Genomic DNA, 17819 nt, shown 5'->3' with positions numbered 1-17819 from the left:
GGTGACCGGGATCGGCGACGTGACAGGCGTCGGTGACCTGATGCAGGCCGACGCCGCGCCGCGGGCCGAAGCGGCACCAGCGGCAGACATGCCGAGCCCGCTCTTCTCCGCGCGGTGGCTGCGGCGCGCCGCCGATCTGACGGCCGCCGAACCGCTGGACGAGGGCTCGGCGGTGCGCCTCGGCGTCTGCCTCACGGACGCTCCCGCCGGAACAGCGGAGCGCGTCCTCGTCCAGGCCGACCTGTCCACCGGGCAGCTGCGGTTCAGCAGCGGGGACTGGGGCGAGCGGCCCGCTCTGGTGCTCACGCTGAGCGTCGCGGACGCCACCGTGTTCCTCTTCGGTGACGGTGTGCGGCGGGTGCGGCTCTTCGAACGGGACGGGGTGCGCCTGGAGGGCGTGTTCCTGTTCGTCTTCTTCCTGGACCGGATGCTCCAGCAGGACCGGGCGGGCGTCCTGGCGCGGCTGCGCGCGGTGACCGCGGGCCTGCCCCCGGCCGGGGACCCCGCGCCGCACGGCCGCCGCCCGCGCCCCGCACCGGGCCCGGCGGACACCGTGGAGCAGGAGCACGAGGAGCAGTCGTACGAGGAGGAGTACGAGGAAGAGGCCCGCCGCAGGGCCGAGGAGATCCTGCCGGGCACCCTGGCCGTCCTGCGCGCGGAGCTCGGCCGCAGCACACCGGGGGCCCAGCTCGCCGTCGTCCACCGCGCGTCGGGCACCCGCCTGTCGGTGGCCCTCGGCGACTGCCGCCCCGGTGTCCCCTTCACCCGCGCCGCCCTGCCCATCTGGTACTGCTGCTCCAAGTCGGTGGGGGCCGTGGCGGTGGGGCAGCTGTGGGAGCGGGGCCTGCTCGATCCGCTGGCGCCCGTCTCCGCGTATCTGCCGTGGTTCACCGGTGACGGCCGGGAGAGCGTCACGCTGTACCAGCTCCTCACCCACACCTCGGCCGTGCCCATGGGCCTCGATCCGCTGCACGGCATCATGGCCGCTCCCCTCGCCCTGCGCAGGGAACGGCTGCGCACGATGACGGTGCCGCCCGACGCCCGGCCGGGGGCCCGGATCGCGTACGCGCCGTGGTGGGCGTGGTTCCTGATCGCCGAGGTGGTCCGGACGCTCAACGGGCGCGACTACGAGCGCTACCTCGCCGAGGAGGTCCTCGCGCCCTGCGGCATGGACGCCACCCGGGTCGTGCTCAGCCCGCCGGAGTACCGCGAGCTGGCCGACCGCCTTCCGCTCATCCACCTCGCGGGCGGCGGCGCCCCCATCCAGCCCACGCACTGGTACGCCACCGAGGCGTCCTGCACCCGGCCCATCCCGGGCCTCAACATCCGCGGCCCGATGTCCGATCTGGCGCTGTTCTTCGAGGCCTTGATGGACGGCGGACAGGGCCGGACGGGTCGCGTGCTGCGCCCGCAGACGGTGATGGCGCTCACCGCGCGCCACCGGGTGGGTCTGGTCGACGCGTTCGGCAACGCGGACTGGGGCCTCGGCTTCCGCAACGAGTCCCACCACCTGGGCGAGATCTGCACGGCCTTCAGCCGCCACGCCTCGCTGCGCGCCTTCGGCCACTACGGCCTGTGGACCTCGTCGGCCTTCGCGGACCCCGACGCCGGGCTCGTCGTGGCGCTGCACCTCAACGGCAAGACATGGCAGGAGGAACACCAGACACGCATGATCGCGATCGGTGACGCCCTCTACCGGGACCTGGGCCTGACGTAGACCACCGGTTCACCTCTTCGACACGCCTCCCCTTGAACGGAGTTCCGCATGACTGACCCCACCGCCCCCGGGCCCACCACGCCCGACCTCGCAAGGCCCGACTCCCCGCACGCCATCATCGACCTCGCCGTGGCCTTCTGGAAGTCCAAGGTCCTGCTGAGCGCCGTGGAGCTGAAGGTCTTCGCCGCCCTGGCCGAACGCCCCTCGACGGGAGCGGAGTTGTCCGCCCGTCTCGGCATCACCGGGCGCGGCGGCGCCGACTTCCTCGACGCCCTGGTCTCGATGGGCCTGCTCGATCGGCGGGACGGCGTGTACCACAACTCCCCGCTCGCCGACCGGTACCTGGACCCGGCCAAGCCCGCCACCGACATCTCGGGCTACCTGGAGTTCCTCAACGCGGGCTTCCCGTGCTGGGCCGGTCTCACGGAGGGGCTGCGCACGGGCGGGCGGCTCGACTTCACCCGCGCCCTGGCCGCGTCCGGCAACTCCGAGGGTTCCGGCGAGGCGGCGCCCACCGAGCCCTCCCTCGTCGAGGCCGACGCCGACAGCGACACCTTCGGCGAGGCCTTCGCCGAGCCGGACCAGGTCACCGGCTTCCTGCGGGCGATGACCGGCTACAGCATGGGCGCCAACCACGCGCTCGCCGAGACCCACGACTGGCGGAACGTGCGCACGGTCGTGGACGTGGGCTGCGCCGAGGGGTCCCTCCTGGCCCAGATCCTCACCCGGCACGAGCACGTCGAGGGCATCGGCTTCGACCTTCCCGTGGTCGAGGAGGGGTTCACGGCGCACACCAAGCAGCTCGGCATCGCCGACCGGGCGCGCTTCGAGGGCGGCGACTTCTTCACCGACCCGCTGCCGACGGCGGACGCCCTCGTGATGGGGCACGTCCTGCACGACTGGGACCTGGGCATCAAGAAGATGCTGATCCGCAAGGCGTACGAGGCGCTGCCCGAGGGCGGTTCGCTGCTCATCTACGAGTCCCTCATCGACGACGACCGCAGGGACCGCACCACCGGCCTGCTGATCAGCCTGAACGTGTCGCTCGTCTCCGCCGGTGGCCTCGGCTACACGGGTGCCGACTGCCGGTCCTGGCTGGAGGAGGCCGGTTTCACCGAGACCTCCGTACGCCATCTCGACGGCCCGGAGTACCTCGTCGTCGGCACCAAGACCACCACGTGACGAGCAGGTCACGGGGCACGCAGCCAGTTGACTGAGGTAGCGGCGGGGCGGCGGGTGTCGGGCCGGGCGCATGACCGGTTGCGCGCCCGCCGCACGCCGCCCCGCCGCTTGCCGCCCGCCGCCCTCGATCGGGAGCACACGCGTACTCATGAATCCCCTGAACCTGCCGAGCCGGGCCGTCGGCCAGCACGGGCCGCTTCCCGACTTCCTGTCCAGCGGGGACGGGGTGGCGGACATCGCGCCCGTCGTCGCGCCCACGGGCGACCGCATCTGGCTGGTCACCGCCTTCGACCTGGGCCGCGCGGTCCTCACCGACGAGCGGTTCAGCCGCGCCGCGGCCGTCGCCCCCGAGGCCCCGGCCCTCCACCCGATGCGCCCGGACCCGGCGGCGCTGACCAGTCTCGACCCGCCGCAGCACACCCGGCTGCGGCGCCTGGTGAACCGTCCGTTCACGCCTCGGGCCGTGGCCGGTCTGGAGGAGGGCATCCGGCGGCAGGCCCGCCGTCTCCTGGCCGGGCGGGACCGGATCGACCTCGTCGCGCAGTACGCGATGCCGCTGTCGGCCGCCACGATCTGCCGCGTCCTCGGCGTACCCGAGGCCGAGCACGCCAGGTTCGCCGGTCTCGCGGACCGCGCGCTGGGCGTCACCTCCGGGACGTTCGAGGAACAGGGCCCGGCCCGCGACGCGCTGCGCGCCTACATCGGCGACCTCATCGACCGGGCCCGCCGCGCCCCCGGCGAGCACGTCCTCGGCACCCTTGCGACGGCGTACGACGAAGGCGGCGCACTCAGCCACGAGGAGCTGACGGCCCTGGTCGAGCTGCTGCTCAACGCGGGTTACGAGACGTCCATCGGCCAGCTGGGCCTGGCCGTCGTCTCGTTGCTCGAACACCCCGAGCAGTGGCACCGCTTGGCGGCGGCGCCGCACCGCGGGGCGGCCGCGGCGGTGGAGGAGCTGCTGCGCCACGCACCGGTCGTGCCGATGAGCTTCACGCGCGTCGCACGGCAGGACGTACGGCTCGGTACGGTCGTGGTACGGGCCGGGGAGGCGCTCGTGGTGTCGCTGCTGCACGCGAACTTCGACGCGCGTGCCCATCGCGACCCCGACCGCCTGGACCTCACCCGCCGCCCCGCCCGCCACCTGACGTTCGGCCACGGCGCCCACACCTGCCTGGGCGCCCAACTGGCGCGCACCCAGCTCCGCGTCGCCCTGGAGGAACTGGCCACGGCTGCCCCCGACCTCACGCCCCGCACTCCCCTCCCCTCTCTGCACTGGCGTCAGCCCGAGGCAGTCGTCCGCGGCCCGCTCGCCCTGCCCGTGAACCTGACCCCGCCCCGGCCGGAAGCCTCTACCGGGCGACGGCACCCGTAACCGGACGCACGCACCGACTGTCCGGGCTCCGGCATCGCCCCCGGCGTGCGGTACGGCAGCAGTGAGGCATGCAAGAAGAAACTGGAAGCCGAAGGCTGGGGGGCGGGCTCGGGGGGTGGTCAGGCTGGGTGGTGGTCAGGGACGGCGTTGAGCTCGATGTCGTGTTCGAGCAGGGCCTTCATCGCGCACAGAGCGCTGGTGAAGCCGCCGACCGTGTCGTTCACCCAGCGGACGGTGTCGTCCCCCGAGCCCTGGAAGCCGGTCTCGGTGGCCTCGACGAAGGTGGCCTGGGCCGTGCGCGGGGTGAACTTCAGCTCGACCGTGGTCGGCTGCTCGTAGTTGCCCCACTCGAAGCGGATCAGGCGCCCCTCCTGCACTTCCCGGACGCGGACGTCGGCTGAAGCCCCGTAGGTCTCCCACTCCCAGCGCAACTCGGCCCCCTCGACCATGGGCCCGCTGCTCTTGCTGTACCAGAACCGGGAGGTGACGTCGGGATCGGCGAATGCCTGGAAGGCCTCTGCTGCGGGCCTGCGCACCAGCATGCAGGCGTACGCGGCAGGGGCGTGTGTGAGGTGTCGGTTCTCCGTAGACATGATCATGCTCCTCTGTGGGGTCGCGCCGGTGGGCGCGGACCATTACGGCTCGTCTGCGGCTCGGGAGTCCCGTTCCGCCGCCTCGGCGATGTGCTTGATGCGCGCCAGCCGCCGGTCCCAGTCCGCGGCGAGCGAGGCCATCCACCGCGCCGTCACGTCGAGCGCCGCGGGCCGCACCGTGTAGCGCACCTCGCGTCCGATGCGACCGCCGGTCACCAGTCCGGCGCTGTCCAGGACTGCGAGGTGTTTGACCACGGCCTGACGCGAGACGGGAAGGTGTGCGGCGAGCGTCGTCGCGGTGGCCTCGCCCTGCGCGGCGAGCAGTTCGAGCAGCCGGCGCCGCGTCGGGTCGGCCAGAGCCGCGAGGACGGTGTCGACCGCCTCGACGGCGCCGCGGGGTTCGTCGGTCACGCGGTGGGCTGTTCGGCGCGCGACTTGAGCGCGTCGAGTTCCTGCTGCCAGCCGCCGGTGTTGTCCTGGACCGCCTTGCCGCGCAGCTCCTCGGGTCCGGCGAGGGCGGCGAAGCCGCTCTCGACCACGCGCAGCCGCGTCTTGCCGCCCTCCGGTGTCAGGGTGAACTCCACGAGGGTGCTGTTGTCCTCGCGCAGCTCTTCTCCCGGGAACGCGCTGGCCCAGCGGTAGGCCAGGTAGGTCGGCGGCTCGACCTTCTCCACACGTACCGGGAAGTCGCCGTACTCCGGGTTCGTCGCCAGCATCGTCTCGCCCTCCCTGGCCACGGTGCCGGGCAGGCTCGCCTTGTCGGCCACCCAGAATCCGGGCTCGGCCACCAGGGACCAGACCCGCTCCAGGGACGCCTCGATCAGGGTTTCTCGTTCGATCCGGTCCTCGCTCACGAGAGGACTCCTTCCGCTCCGACGCTGATGCAACCCCAGGGTTGCACGTCACTCCATGATGTGCAACCTGGGGGTTGCAGCTTGACCGGGTTCGCCGTCTCGCTGTCCGCCGTGGAGTCCGTCCGGCACCGAACTCGCCCTGCCCGCCGTGGAGCCAAAGGCCAGCACCGCCACCCTCGAAGGCCGCGCTCGGCCACTCGGTTCGGCTACCTCGCCGCGACGGCCTCGCGCAGGGTCAGCTGACGTTCCAGTTCGGTGTGCAGGGCTGAGGGCAGGTCGCCGGTTTGGGCCCAGGTCAGCAGATGTTCGGCCACGGTGCGCAGCTTGATGTTGGTGCGCATGGAGATCTCGCGCAGGACGTCCCAGGCCTCCTCGGGTGTCAATTGTCCGACGGTGAGGACGACGCCGATGGCCTGGTCGATGACCGCGTGCGAGCGCACGGCGTGCTTGAGCTGGTCCACGTGTTCTTCCAGGGCGTGGACCCGGTCGGTCAGGGCTGTGGGGCCGGGCTCGTGCGGAGCGGAGAACGGCACGGTGGCCTCCGATCGGCAGGCAGGGTGGCCTGGCTCTGACGTTCTCCTGCCCTGCGCAAGCTACGTCACCCCTGCTCGGGCGCGATCCTTCCGTGAGGAGTCACGTTCTCGCCATCTGAGGCCCGCCGTGGCTCCCTCCGAGGGGACGGTGGATCGGGCTCTGCGCACGAGGAGGATGCGCTCAGGGCGGAGCCCGACGCAGGCCCGGGGCAAGGGGATGCGGGCCTGCCCGCCCGGATCGGAGGGAACGGCAGGCCGCAGCCTGACGCACAAGCCCAAGGGCGGGGAAGCCGCGTTCCGGTCATCGCACACCTGGAGTCGGCGAACCAGGACCCGGTCAGCCAGGTGCACGGCCGACCGGTGGAGCCCACCGCCGCGGCATCGACGGACTCGGCGCGGTGCTCTACGCGGCCGAGTCCTCGTCGACATGCCGGACGGCCGTCTTCACGTCCTGCTCAACCTCGCGCCGGGCCTGGAGATGATCGAGAAGGACCGCGCCCGGTACGACCATCTCCGCACCGAGCTCGTCGGCTAGGCGGCCGAGGTGAGTTCCGCCTGGCCGAACAGCAGCGCGTAGCCGCTGGGGAGCTGGTGGAGGATGCGGGTGATCAGGTCGGGGCCGGCGTGGGCGGTGACGGCGGCGAAGACGGAGCCGGTGTCCCAGCGGGTGGTGGCCAGGGAGGCGCCGCTGCGGGCGGCGAGGTCCTTGACGAAGGCCCAACCGGTCAGCGGCTGGGTGTCCGGTATCTGTGCGGTCAGGACGCGTGCGGCCTCCAGGGGCAGGCAGGCGGCGAGATCGACGCGTTCGTCGCCGGTCAGCTGACGTCCCAGCCCCGCGAGGACCAGGCGGACGGCTTCGTCGGCCCGTTCACGGGTGGGGTAGGCGCCCTCGTAGCGGACCTTCTCCAGCATCTGCTCGTACGCCGTCGAGTACGGCTGCTGGTGTTCAAGCGGTACGCGCACGTCGGAGATCACTGCGGTGTATGCCTTTCATGAAGCCATGGGGGTGCAAGCCGCGGCCCCCGGTGTGGGTCAGGTGGGCTGAGGCGTGGCCGAGGACGAGGCCTCAGGCGATGGGAGAGCTGGAGCAGGGGTTGCCTCATCGGGTCCTCGCCTGCCGTGTCGGCGATGGCGTGCAGCAGGGTGCTGACGTCCCAGGTCGCGGTCTGCTCGGTGCCGCCCGCGCATCAGGCGGCGATCCGCGCGCACGAACTGCTCGGAGGGCTGTCGCTCGACGCTCTGCGCCGGATCGAGCAGGGTCAGGGCGAAACCTTCCGCAGGCGTGCCGAGAGCTGGGCGCATGCCACGCGGGCTGCGCGGTCGGCTTCCTTTCCAGTGCCGTCTGGCCGCGTTGCTGTACACGGTCGAGGGGCACCGCGTGCCGCACGGCCAACCGGCCGCCACCCCATCCCTTTTGGCGTCGGGCCGGCCGTCAGGGCGGGTGCGGAGGACGGGGAGGGGGAGATATCCGTCCTCCGCACCGCTTCCGGGCGGGCGTCAGCCGGAGATCTCTTTGTGGCTGGAGCCGACGCCGATGGAGATCTTGCGGGGCTTGGCGCGTTCGGCGATCGGGATGCGCAGGGTGAGGACGCCCGCGTCGTAGTCGGCCTGGATGCGCTCGGTGTCCAGGGTGTCGGCGAGCACGATCTGGCGGGAGAAGACACCCAGCGGCCGCTCGGACAGCTCCACCTTCACGCCGTCGGCCTTCGCCACGGGGCGGCGCTCGGCCTTGACGGTCAGCATGTTCCGCTCGACGTCGATGTCGATCGCCTCCGCGGTGACGCCGGGGAGGTCGAAGGCCACCACGTACTCGTCGCCCTCGCGGTAAGCGTCCATCGGCATCACCGACGGCTTCGACCAGGTACCCGGGCCCATCAGCTGCTGCGCCATCCGGTCCAGCTCACGGAAGGGGTCAGTGCGCATCAACATCGTGAAACACCTCCAGCAGGTTCGAGCAGTTGCTGCCAATGCGCTGCACTGACACCGTTGTAACATGTCATCCAATGGATGACAATCCTGGTGTCGTCTACCCGATGACAGAATGAGGGAGGTCCCCGTGACCGCAGCCGACCAACCGCCCACGACCAGCACCGACGCCCGCAGCCCGGCGTCCTTTCTCGCCGCCGCGGCGGCCCTCGCCGCCATAGACGACGCCCTGCGTGAGGCCCAGCAAGAGCCGTCCGACGCGGCCGACCCCGGCCCCGACCAGGCGCTGGCCTCCCTGATGCTGCTGCGTCAGGTGCGCGAACAGCTCGCCGGCTGGGAGACCGGCCTGATCGAAACCGCCCGCGAAGCGGGCGCCAGCTGGGCCGACCTCGCCGCTCCCCTGGGGGTCGCCAGCCGCCAGGCCGCCGAACGCCGCTACCTGCGCGGCCGCCCCGGCGCCGCGGGCACCACCGGCGAGCAGCGCGTGACAGCCACCCGCCAGGCCAGGGCCGCCGAACGCGCCACCGCGACCTGGGCCCGCGACAACGCGGCTGACCTGCGCCGCCTCGCCGGACAGATCACCGCGCTCGACCACCTCGCGCCCCAGGCGCACTCGGCCCAGGCCGCCCTGGACGCCGCCCTCGGCGCCACCGACGCCGCCGAGCTCATCGCCCCTCTGGACAACATGCGCCCCTACCTCGACGCCCGCCACACCCACCTCGTCGAACGCCTGGATGCCCTCGACGACCGGCGCACGACAGCAGCCGACGACGACTGACCCCACAGCGGGGGTGGCCCGACCCGCTCGCGTCCATCCCTGACCGGAGCGACCAGGGCCGCTTCTCAGGGCCAGGGGAACGCGAGCGTCGCCGGATGTGCGAGCAGATTCTGTACGGTCACCACCTTGCGGTAGAGCTCGGGACGGTCCGGCACGCGGCCCAGGCAGCGGCGCAGCGCCCAGTTGGTGAGGCGGGCCGAGGGGCGTTGCGTGTGGGGTCGCCAGGCTGCGTCCGAGCGGCTGGCGAGCAACCACGGCACGCGGATGATGTCGGCGGCCGTGCGCTGGAAGCGGCGTGTGAGGCCGCGGCCCGGCTTCTGTGCGAGCAGGTCGCGCAAAGCCAGGGCTTCGAGCGCGGCAACGGTCAGGCCGTGTCCGTAGATCGGGTTGAGGGCCGCCACGGAGTCGCCCAGCGCGATGAGCCCGTCCGGCCAGTCGCGCATGTGGTGGTAAGGGTTCCAGTGGTTGTGCAGGCCGCCGTAGCGGTAGGTGCGGCCGAGCGGCGTGCAGGTTCTGATCACGTCCAGGGGGTGGGGGCTGCGCAGCGCCGCGGCGTACTCCTCGAAGCCGTCGGTGTCGTACGGGGGACGCACTCCGTCCGCTCCGATCAGAGTGAGGAGCACCCGGTCCGCCTCCACGCGCTGGATGAGGCAGCCGCGGCGGATCGTGGGGGCGTAGGTCATCTCGGTCGACATGTGCCAGCCCTGGTCGAGTGCGTCCTCGTAGACACGGGTGACGTAGGTGAGACCGGCGAAGACGTGAGCTCTTGTCGGGACGGGTCTGCCGCTACGGGTGAGCCAGTCGGTCAGCCGCGAGGTGCGGCCGGACGCGTCCACGACCAGCTCGGCGGGGTGCGCCGCGCCTGTCACATCGCGGACACCGGCGACACGGCTGTCGTACCAGATCAGGTTGGTGACGGTGGCGGTGACCTGCCGCACGGGCGGCAGTACGCCGACTCGCCGGTGCAGGAGGTCGTCCAGCAGTGCCCTGCTGCAGGCGAGGTGGTCCACTCCGACCGGTCCGGCCGGAGCCCAGCCGGAGGGGAACAGGATCCGGGTCCGTTCACCGAAGTCGAAGGTGGCGGCTCCGCGTTCTCGCAGTTCGGCGCGGAGCCCGGGGAAGAGGGTTTCGAGGGCTTCCGCGCCGCGGTGCAGCAGGCCGTGGGGGTGGTGGAACTGCGGGACTCCGCGGCGGTGGGCGGCATCGGTCCGGGGGTCGCGTTCGATCACGGTGATCGTCGCGAAGTGCGCGGCGAGGGCGCGTGCGGCGAGCAGTCCCGCGAATCCGCCGCCGATGACTACGGCGCGGTCCCTGGTCTGTGGCATGCGCTCTCCCGGGGGCGGTCGTGGTGGAGTGGTTGATCGTCACCGCAGGTGTGCGGGCAGGTCGGTGGCGGGTTCTCCGCCGAGCAGGGGGATGACGGCGTAGCTGACGACCAGGGCCAGGAAGCAGACCTGGGCGATGCCGATGACGGCCAGCGTGGCCGCCCACGGGCGCACAGCGGGCGACAGGTCACCTGTCCCGCGCAGAACGGGTGCGCCCCGTCCGTGATGGCGGTGGTAGTGACAGATCAGGCCCGGGATCGTGCCGTACGCGAGCGCGGCGACCACCATCGCGTAGGTGGGGAGCTGGTACCAGTGCCCGGCGAACAGGGTCAGCTCGGGCACCGCGGTGACGTAGACGTAGCCGCCGGTGAAGACCATGGTCGGCTCCAGGATCAGTTCGGCGGCCAGGGCCGTGCCGAAGGCGAGCAGGGCCAGGCGTGGTCCGGACAGCTGCGGCCGCCTGCGCGCCGCGGCGCCGAGCACCCAGACCGTCGGCAGGGTCCACATCATCACTTCGGCCAGCGCGAACCAGCCGACGAACAGCGGCACCGGGTGCGTGTCGGGGTCCGGGCCGTGCCAGCCGGGGATGGAGGAGCCCCAGTCGGTGGTGCCGATCAGGTATTTGCTGTAACCGGCCGTCTGGGACGTGTAGTTGACGACCGGCATGAGCCAGAAGGCGCTCAGGTAGCCAAGGAGCACTCTCGTCTCGATGGTCAGGGCTCGCTGTCGGATGCTCCGGACGACTGGCCAGCCCACACTGGCCAGGACTCCTGCGATGCTCAGGATCTGGAACGCGTCCGCCAGGGCACGCCGTGCGGGGCTCAGTCCGTGGTCGCCGGAGGGGAACCAGCGTGCTTCGGTGACGGCCCAGCGCACCATCACCCACGCCTCGGCCGCCAGGAACACGGTCCCGACCGCTGCCCAGGCCATGACCGGGGAACACCAGGTCCGTGAGGCCGACGCGACGGGCACACGGGCGGCGGGTTCCGCATCCACCGGGGCCGCGCCGGGGGCCGGTTCCGGGACGGTCATCGCCGGACCGCCGACAGGTAGACCGAGTCCTGGGGTGTGAGGAGCCCCTTCATGAAGCGGCTCACGATGTTCGGGAACGCCCAGGCGACGACCGGCCCGAACGCGCGGCGCAGCTGGTCGTTGCCTCGGGTGTCGTCCGCGAACGGCAGGCAGCTCTCGGCGTCGTACGCGTCGAAGCGGGTGAGCGACAGGCCGGCCGCGTCCAGGGCGTCGCACAGTTCGTCGCGGGTCGGGTACCAGCACAGGGAGCTGATGAGCGCCCGGTCCATGAAGCGGGAGAACGGCCGGACCCGGTAGGCGTCGAAGATGTGGAGCGCGGCCCCGGGTTTGAGCATGGCCGCCATGGCACGCATTCCTTCCGCCTTGCGCGGCGGCGGGAAGTGCGGGATGACGCCCATCGCGGTGACGGCGTCTGCGCTTCCGGCCAGATCACGGGTGGTGGCGGGGTCGAAGAGGTCCCCGACCCGGAAGGACACGCGGTCGGAAAGGCCGAGCCGTTCGGCGATGCGGCGCCCGATCTCGGCCTGGTCGCGTTCGATGGTGAGGGACACGATCTCGACCTGCGGCAGCAGGTGCGCGATCCGGGCCCAGCCGTCGCTGAGGCCGGTGCCGACCTCGATGAGCCGGCCGTCCTGCGGCGCGCTCTCCACGGTCGGCTGCCAGCACCGGTCCACGGAGTTGACCTGGGAGAGGTGGATCCGCTGTCGCGGGTCGGCCACCTGCCGGATCTCAGGGGTGTAGGGGCCCCAGTTGAGCGCGAGCCAGATCATGGAGAACAGGCGGTTGTAGTAGAGGCGGTAAAGGTCAGGGACGGTGTCCTTCGCGCCCCCGCCGAGCAGCCGGACCGCGGCCCGTAGGTCCTTCCGCTTGCCTGTGCGCGGGACGCGGCTGGTGCGGGAGGTGCGGTAGAAGTCGTGGAGCACCTCGTTGCGCACCGGCAGGAACGTCTCCAGGAACGTCTTCTGCCCTTCGACGCGGAGGAATCCCTCCGGAGCTTGTCGGGCGGGCTCCCGCGGCGTCCCCGGTCGCGTCTGGCCGGTGCCGTGTGCAGTCGTCATGTCCATACCCTTCATGAGCTCGGAATGGCCCGGTCCGCGTTACGCCGTGGACCGGCCGCGTCATGCCGTCGACCGGCCCGCATCACGCCGTCAAACCAGTTGCGGCTGCCTGCGTCTCGATGAAGCTCAGGAGGAGGCGCAGGCGGCCGTAGCCGTCCGTCAGCGGCTCGCCCCCTGCGCCGACGTGAACCCCATGGACTCCAGGAGCGCCTCGGCCAGCGCCCCCGGGCTCGGCTTGACCCAGATGGTGCCCGGCGCGATCTCGCAGCGCAGCGCCTTGGCGAGCCGCTGCTGGAGCTGGACCGCGCCGAGGGAGTCCAGGCCGAGGACGACGAGGCTGGTGTGGGCGCCGATGTGGCGGGGCGTGCCGCCGAGCAGGTCGCGGACCTGGGCGACGATGAACTCGGTGAGGACGCGGTGGCGTTCGAAGTCCGAGGCGGCCTGGTGGAGGTCGTCGAGGACAGGGGATCCGTCGGCCTCGGCGCTCGCCTGGATGCCGGTGAGGAGTTCTGTGTAGAGCGCCGCTTCGCGCAGAGCGGGGTAGGGGGCGGTCCAGGCGGCCGCATCGACGGGCGAGTAGGCGATTTGGTGGTGGCCCTCGGCGAGGATGCGGTCGAAGGCGTCGAGGCCGTCGGCCGGGTTGATCGTGACGAAGCCGCGTTCGGCGAGGCGCTGTCCGCGCCCGACCTCGGACCAGGGACCCCAGTGGATGCCGGTGGCGGGCAAGCCCTCGGCGAGTCGGTGGGCTACCAGCGCGTCCAGGTAGGCGTTGGCGGCGGCGTACGCGCCCTGGCCGGGTGAGCCGAGCAGCGAGGCCACCGAAGAGTAGACGACGAAGAAGTCCAACTCGTCCTCCAGAGTGGCTTGGTGGAGCTGCCAGGCACCCTCGGCCTTGCCGCGCCAGACCCGCTCGAGCAGTTCGTCCCCGATGTGCGCGATGGTGGCGTCCTCGACGACGCCGGCGGCGTGCACGATGCCGCGCAGCCTCCCGCCGGCGGCCTTCAGGGCGCGGCGGACGGTGCCCGGCTCGGCGATGTCGCCGAGGACCGTCTCGATGCGCGTGCCGTACGTGGTGCGCAGCGCTTCGAGGGTGCGCTCGGCGTCCGGGCCGGGTGGTGTACGGCCGGCCAGGACCAAGGCGCGGGCGCCGTGTTCGGCCAGGCGCCGCGCGGTGAGCAGGCCGAGGCCGCCGAGGCCGCCAGTGACCAGGTAACTGCCGCCATGGCATGGGGCGTTGATGGGGGGAGAAGTCGCTCCGGGGCCGGTGCGCACCCGGGCCACCGACCGCACCCCGTGCCGCCGGGCGACCTCGGTGACCGGCAGGGTGTCGTCGAGGAGATCCCCCAGGGCGTCATCGAGCGGGGTGTCGCCCGCCAACTCCAGGCTTCCGGCCCGCAGTTCGGGGTGCTCGAAGGCGGCGACCCTCAGCAGTCCGCGCACGCCCGCGGCGGCCAGAGGGTGATCGCCGCGCCACAACACCCACAGGCGCGGCGGTGCGGTGCGGGCGGCCAGGGTCTGCAACACCGTCAGGGTGCGGCGTACGGCGGCGCGGGCACGGTCGGGCGTGCCCTGGGTGTCCGGGCCGTCGAGGACCAGTAGCAGATGGGTCGCGGCGGGGCGGGTGTCGGCGGCCATCGCCCGCTCCAGCTGCTTCGCGTCGAGCGGGGTGCCCGCCGGGTGGAGGAGCAGATGGCTTCCCGCCGACCGCTTGCCCAGCTTGGCGGCCAGGCGCTCGCCCCAGCGGGTGCCTTCCGGTGCCACGACGAGCCACTGCTGTCCGGTGGACTCGGGAGCTTCGCCGACCGGGACGGGCTGCCAGGCCAGGTGGGCGAGGCGGTCGGCGTAGCGCTGTTCGGGCGGGGTGATGTTCGAAAGGCGCAGGGCGGTGATCTCGGCGACGACCGTGCCGTCGGCTGTGCTGAGCGTGCCCGACGCGGTGCAGGTCAGGTCGTCGGCCTCGTGCAAGGTCACCTCCGCATGCCGGGCGTGGCCGGTCGGCCCGTGTACGCGGAGCGCGCCGAAGCCCGCCACCACGACGGGTCCCGGGCTGGTCGCGCAGTGGCCGAGCCAGGCCGCCACCGCCGTCTGCACGAACTCGTCGGCCAGCGCCGGATGCAGCCGCAGGGTGTGTGCCGAGACGCGGGCGGTGTCCGCGATGCGCAGGGCGGAGACGGCGCGGGTGCGTCCCGGGTCGAGGCGGATGCGGTCGATGGCGGCGAAGGCCGGGCCGTGGAAGACGTTGTGGCGCTCGCGGAAGTGGCGGTGCAGGTCGGCCGGGGCGGACTCGGTCCACTCCGCGGTGGGGCCGTCCATCGGGGCGCCCGTACGCCGCTCGTGGTCGGTGAGCGGGCGAATGGTGGCGCGGGCGTGCACGACCTGGCCCTCCGCGGTGCGGGTGAGTACCTGCCCGCGCACCACGTCGTCCTCCTCCACGAGCCGGGTGAACACCTGCGGCTCCGGTTCCAGGACGAGCGGCGCCTCGATCGTCACGTCTTCGATCGCGACCCGGCCGGTGGCGAAGACCTCGGCGCCCGCGGCCAGCAACATCTCCGCGAAACCAGTGCCGGGCAGCACCGGTACGCCGGCCACCTGGTGGTCGGCGAGCCAGGGCAGCCGGGTCGCGGAGATCGGGGTCTGCCACAGATGGCGGCCCGGCCGGTCGGGGTCGGCGACGTGGCCGCCGAGCAGCGGGTGCTGGCGGGCGGCGGGCAGGGTCGGCGCGATGAGAGCGTAGGGCTCGGTGGTGCCGCCGTGCCGGGTGCGGTTCCAGAAGGTGGTCGGCACGTCGGCGAGCTGCCCGTCGCCGTAGCGGCCGGCGAAGTCGATGCCGTCGAAGCCTGCGCAGTGGGCGGTGGCCAGATGCGTCAGGAACGCCTCGGTGTCGTCGCTGCCGCGGCGCAGCGAGCCGATCGCGACCACGTCCTGGACGCCCTGCTCGGCGGCGGTCTCGGTGACGGGCCGGGCGGCCAGCGGGTGGGCGGTGCACTCGATGAACAGCCGGTACCCGTCGGCCAGGGCGGCAGTCACGGCGCGTTGGAAGTGCACGGTGTCACGCTGGTTGTGCACCCAGTACGAGGCGTTCAGCGGGCCCGGATCGCGCGGGTCGTCGCTGACGGTGGAGTAGAAGGAGATGGTGCCCGACCGGTTGTCGGGCAGCAAGGGCATGGCGCCCGGCCGGTTGTCGGGCAGCTCGGACAAGGCGGCGTGCAGCTCGTCGACGACCGGGTCGACCTGCGGGGAGTGCGAGGCCACGTCCACATCGACCGTGCGGGCCACCACGCCGTTCTCGTTCCAGTACGCCACCAGGTCACGCACCTGCTGCGCGTCGCCGGAGATCACCGTGGTGCGCGGCGCGGTCAGCACACCGAGCGCGACCCCCACCGCGCCGAGCGCGTCGATGGCGGCCTGGGTCTCGGCGGCGCTCAGCATCACGGAGGCCATGGCGCCATGCGCGACCCGGGTGAGCAGGGTGGCCCGGCGGCAGATCACCTTCGCCCCGTCGGCACGGCTGAGCACCCCGGCGACCACGGCGGCGGCCACCTCGCCCAGGGACTGCCCGATCACCGCGGCCGGCCGCACCCCCCAGGAGCGCCACAGCTCGGCCAGCGCCACCTGCACGCCGAACAGCGTCGGCTGGATGCGGTCGACGCCCACCAGCAGTTCGGGGCGCTCGATCGTCTCCCGCAGCGAGAAGCCGGACTCGGCCCCGATCAGCGGTTCGAGGGCGTCGACGGCGGCGGCGAACACCGGCTCGTCAGCGAGCAGGCCCCGGCCCATGCCCGCGTACTGGGAGCCCTGCCCGGTGAAGACGAAGACCGGGCCGGGATGGTCGGGAGGCAGCACCGGGACGCCGCTGACGGCACCCTCGGGCACGCCGCCGGCCGCGAACTCCCGTGCTCGGGCGGCAAGTTGCCCGAGTCCGTCGGCGACGATGCCGAGCCGGTGCTCGGCATGTCGGCGGCGCAGTGCGAGGGTGTGGACAACATCGGCCGCGTCGGCCGGGGCGCTCTCGCTGAAGTCGGCCAGCCGTCCGGCTGCCCCTGCCAGCGAGTCTTCCGAGGACCCGGACAGCAGGAACAGGCGCTTTCCGACGACAGGCCGCGTCCCCCGGCGTGCGGGTCGGCGGCGCGGGGCGGGCGCCGCCTCGAGCACGATGTGCCCGTTGGTGCCGCTCACCCCGTAACTGCACACGGCCGCGAGGCGTCCCATGCCCGGCACCGGCCAGCGGGTCAGCTCGGTCGGCACGAACAGCCGGGACTTCTCGGCTCGGTCGATGCCCGGATTCCAGTCGGTGAAGTTCCGGTTCGGCGGGACCACTCCGCGCCGCAGGCTCTCCACCGCCTTGATGACCCCGGCGACGCCGGAAACCGGCTCGGTGTGCCCGATGTTCGTCTTCAGCGAACCGAGCGCACAGCGGCCCCGGCCGCTCCGTCCGTAGACCGCGTGGATGGACGCGTACTCGATCGGATCACCCACCGAGGTGCCCGGCCCGTGCGCTTCCACCAGCCCCATCTCACCCGGGTCGATGCCCGCCGATTCCACGGCGGCTGCGAAGAGCCGGCGCTGCATCTCACCGGACGGGGCGGTCATCCTCGTTGCCTGGCCGTCGTTGTTGACCGCGCTGCCGCGGATCACGGCGAGGATCCGGTCGCCGCCGCGGCGCGCGTCGGCGAGCCGCTTGAGCAGCACGGCACCGGCGCCTTCGCCCCGCACGTACCCGTCCGCACGGGCGTCGAAGGCGTGGCAGGCCCCGCGTCGCGACAGGAGTAACGGCGCCTCGAAGTAGTGCGTCTGCGGCGCCACCATCAGCAGCACCCCGCCCGCGAGCGCCATGTCGCACTCACCAAGTGTGAGCGCTCCGCATGCGGTGTCCAGAGCCACCATGCTGGAGGAGCAGTGCGTGGAGACCACCATGACCGGGCCGCGCAGATCCATCGAGAACGCCACCCGGCCCGCCGTGCCCGCCGTGTAGTTCCCGAACAAGTACGGGCTGTTGGGTGCGTCCTGAACCGGACGTGCTTCCCGAAACAGATTGTCCGGCGCGTACGTCCCCACGTACACCCCGGTCCGCGAGCCCCTGATCCGGTCGACTGGAATGCCGGCGTGTTCAACTGCCTCCCAGGCGACCTCCATCATCACCCGGGACTGCGGGTCCACCCACTCCCGCTCGGCCGGGGCCACCGACAGCGCCTCCGGCTCCCAGGACCACACGTCCCCCTCGAGGAAGCAGCCGACGGCGGCCGGCTCCCTCAGCTCCGGGTCCTGCTGGGCCGCGAGGGTCTCGGCGTCCCACCGGTCGGCGGGCACCGGACCGGCGGTCGAACGGCCGTCGGCAGCCAACTGCCAGAGTTCATCAGGGGTGTTCACGCCGCCGGGGAGTCGGCAGCCGATCCCCACCACCGCGATGGGGACCTCGTGGGATGCAGACATGCCGGGTCACCTCCCTTGC

At 72.4% G+C, this 17819-nt stretch carries 14 protein-coding genes; 4 read left to right on the top strand and 10 right to left on the bottom strand.

Annotated features, from left to right (window positions below; genetic code table 11):
• The first annotated feature begins 19 nt into the window (after window positions 1–19).
• The 3 genes from AC5WAM_RS41730 to AC5WAM_RS41720 all read left to right on the top strand — a co-directional run bounded on the left by AC5WAM_RS41730 (window position 20) and on the right by AC5WAM_RS41720 (window position 4271).
• Window positions 20–1717, top strand: coding sequence for a serine hydrolase domain-containing protein (locus tag AC5WAM_RS41730; protein ID WP_495520948.1), 1698 nt, complete (start codon window positions 20–22; stop codon window positions 1715–1717).
• Between the two features lie 48 nt (window positions 1718–1765).
• Window positions 1766–2899 (top strand): methyltransferase, encoded by a 1134-nt coding sequence (locus AC5WAM_RS41725; protein WP_495520947.1) that lies wholly within the window; start codon window positions 1766–1768, stop codon window positions 2897–2899.
• A gap of 148 nt (window positions 2900–3047) precedes the next feature.
• A complete protein-coding gene (locus tag AC5WAM_RS41720; RefSeq protein ID WP_495520946.1) occupies window positions 3048–4271 on the top strand; it encodes a cytochrome P450 in 1224 nt (407 codons plus the stop codon).
• Window positions 4272–4390: 119 nt separating this feature from the next.
• Here the strand turns inward: AC5WAM_RS41720 and AC5WAM_RS41715 are convergent, their stop codons facing one another.
• From AC5WAM_RS41715 to AC5WAM_RS41690, 6 genes are all read right to left on the bottom strand, one after another.
• Window positions 4391–4864, bottom strand: coding sequence for an SRPBCC family protein (locus AC5WAM_RS41715; protein WP_366794398.1), 474 nt, complete (start codon window positions 4862–4864; stop codon window positions 4391–4393).
• A gap of 42 nt (window positions 4865–4906) precedes the next feature.
• Window positions 4907–5275: an ArsR/SmtB family transcription factor gene (locus tag AC5WAM_RS41710; RefSeq protein ID WP_366794399.1), complete on the bottom strand. Its 369-nt coding sequence runs from the start codon at window positions 5273–5275 to the stop codon at window positions 4907–4909.
• Window positions 5272–5718 (bottom strand): SRPBCC domain-containing protein, encoded by a 447-nt coding sequence (locus AC5WAM_RS41705; protein ID WP_495520945.1) that lies wholly within the window; start codon window positions 5716–5718, stop codon window positions 5272–5274. The genes AC5WAM_RS41710 and AC5WAM_RS41705 overlap by 4 nt, the downstream gene beginning before the upstream one ends.
• 206 nt (window positions 5719–5924) lie before the next feature.
• The gene (locus tag AC5WAM_RS41700; RefSeq protein ID WP_495520944.1) at window positions 5925–6251 is read right to left on the bottom strand and encodes an ANTAR domain-containing protein; all 327 of its coding nucleotides are present in this window, start codon (window positions 6249–6251) and stop codon (window positions 5925–5927) included.
• Window positions 6252–6782: 531 nt separating this feature from the next.
• Window positions 6783–7226 carry a DUF2267 domain-containing protein gene (locus tag AC5WAM_RS41695; protein WP_495520943.1) on the bottom strand — a complete coding sequence of 148 codons (444 nt, stop codon included), beginning with the start codon at window positions 7224–7226 and terminating at the stop codon, window positions 6783–6785.
• Between the two features lie 522 nt (window positions 7227–7748).
• Entirely contained in the window at window positions 7749–8180 is a 432-nt protein-coding gene (locus tag AC5WAM_RS41690) for an Hsp20/alpha crystallin family protein (protein ID WP_495520942.1), read from the bottom strand.
• Between the two features lie 127 nt (window positions 8181–8307).
• Here AC5WAM_RS41690 and AC5WAM_RS41685 point away from each other — a divergent pair, with 127 nt between their 5' ends.
• Window positions 8308–8955, top strand: coding sequence for a type III effector protein (locus tag AC5WAM_RS41685; protein WP_495520941.1), 648 nt, complete (start codon window positions 8308–8310; stop codon window positions 8953–8955).
• 65 nt (window positions 8956–9020) lie between these two features.
• Here AC5WAM_RS41685 and AC5WAM_RS41680 read toward each other — a convergent pair whose 3' ends face one another.
• The 4 genes from AC5WAM_RS41680 to AC5WAM_RS41665 form a co-directional block, all read right to left on the bottom strand.
• On the bottom strand, window positions 9021–10280 hold the full coding sequence (locus tag AC5WAM_RS41680; protein ID WP_495520940.1) for an NAD(P)/FAD-dependent oxidoreductase: 1260 nt from the start codon (window positions 10278–10280) through the stop codon (window positions 9021–9023).
• 39 nt (window positions 10281–10319) lie between these two features.
• Window positions 10320–11210: a spirocyclase AveC family protein gene (locus AC5WAM_RS41675; RefSeq protein WP_495520939.1), complete on the bottom strand. Its 891-nt coding sequence runs from the start codon at window positions 11208–11210 to the stop codon at window positions 10320–10322.
• Window positions 11211–11308: 98 nt separating this feature from the next.
• Window positions 11309–12370 (bottom strand): SAM-dependent methyltransferase, encoded by a 1062-nt coding sequence (locus AC5WAM_RS41670; RefSeq protein WP_495520938.1) that lies wholly within the window; start codon window positions 12368–12370, stop codon window positions 11309–11311.
• Window positions 12371–12529: 159 nt separating this feature from the next.
• Complete coding sequence (locus AC5WAM_RS41665) at window positions 12530–17800, bottom strand: type I polyketide synthase (RefSeq protein WP_495520937.1); 5271 nt, start codon at window positions 17798–17800, stop codon at window positions 12530–12532.
• Window positions 17801–17819 lie beyond the last annotated feature (19 nt).

This window comes from Streptomyces sp. JLYT201 (assembly GCF_059448825.1).
Note: the sequence above shows the minus strand (reverse complement) of the source record. Positions and strands in the feature narration are given on the sequence as shown.

Excerpts from the sequence above, each read along its gene's own strand:
- AC5WAM_RS41725 (WP_495520947.1), top strand. The coding sequence starts at position 1,766 with ATGACTGACCCCACCGCCCCCGGGCCCACCACGCCCGACCTCGCAAGG.
- AC5WAM_RS41720 (WP_495520946.1), top strand. The coding sequence starts at position 3,048 with ATGAATCCCCTGAACCTGCCGAGCCGGGCCGTCGGCCAGCACGGGCCG.
- AC5WAM_RS41715 (WP_366794398.1), bottom strand. The coding sequence starts at position 4,864 with ATGTCTACGGAGAACCGACACCTCACACACGCCCCTGCCGCGTACGCC.
- AC5WAM_RS41690 (WP_495520942.1), bottom strand. The coding sequence starts at position 8,180 with ATGTTGATGCGCACTGACCCCTTCCGTGAGCTGGACCGGATGGCGCAG.
- AC5WAM_RS41680 (WP_495520940.1), bottom strand. The coding sequence starts at position 10,280 with ATGCCACAGACCAGGGACCGCGCCGTAGTCATCGGCGGCGGATTCGCG.
- AC5WAM_RS41675 (WP_495520939.1), bottom strand. The coding sequence starts at position 11,210 with ATGGCCTGGGCAGCGGTCGGGACCGTGTTCCTGGCGGCCGAGGCGTGG.
- AC5WAM_RS41670 (WP_495520938.1), bottom strand. The coding sequence starts at position 12,370 with ATGACGACTGCACACGGCACCGGCCAGACGCGACCGGGGACGCCGCGG.
- AC5WAM_RS41665 (WP_495520937.1), bottom strand. The coding sequence starts at position 17,800 with ATGTCTGCATCCCACGAGGTCCCCATCGCGGTGGTGGGGATCGGCTGC.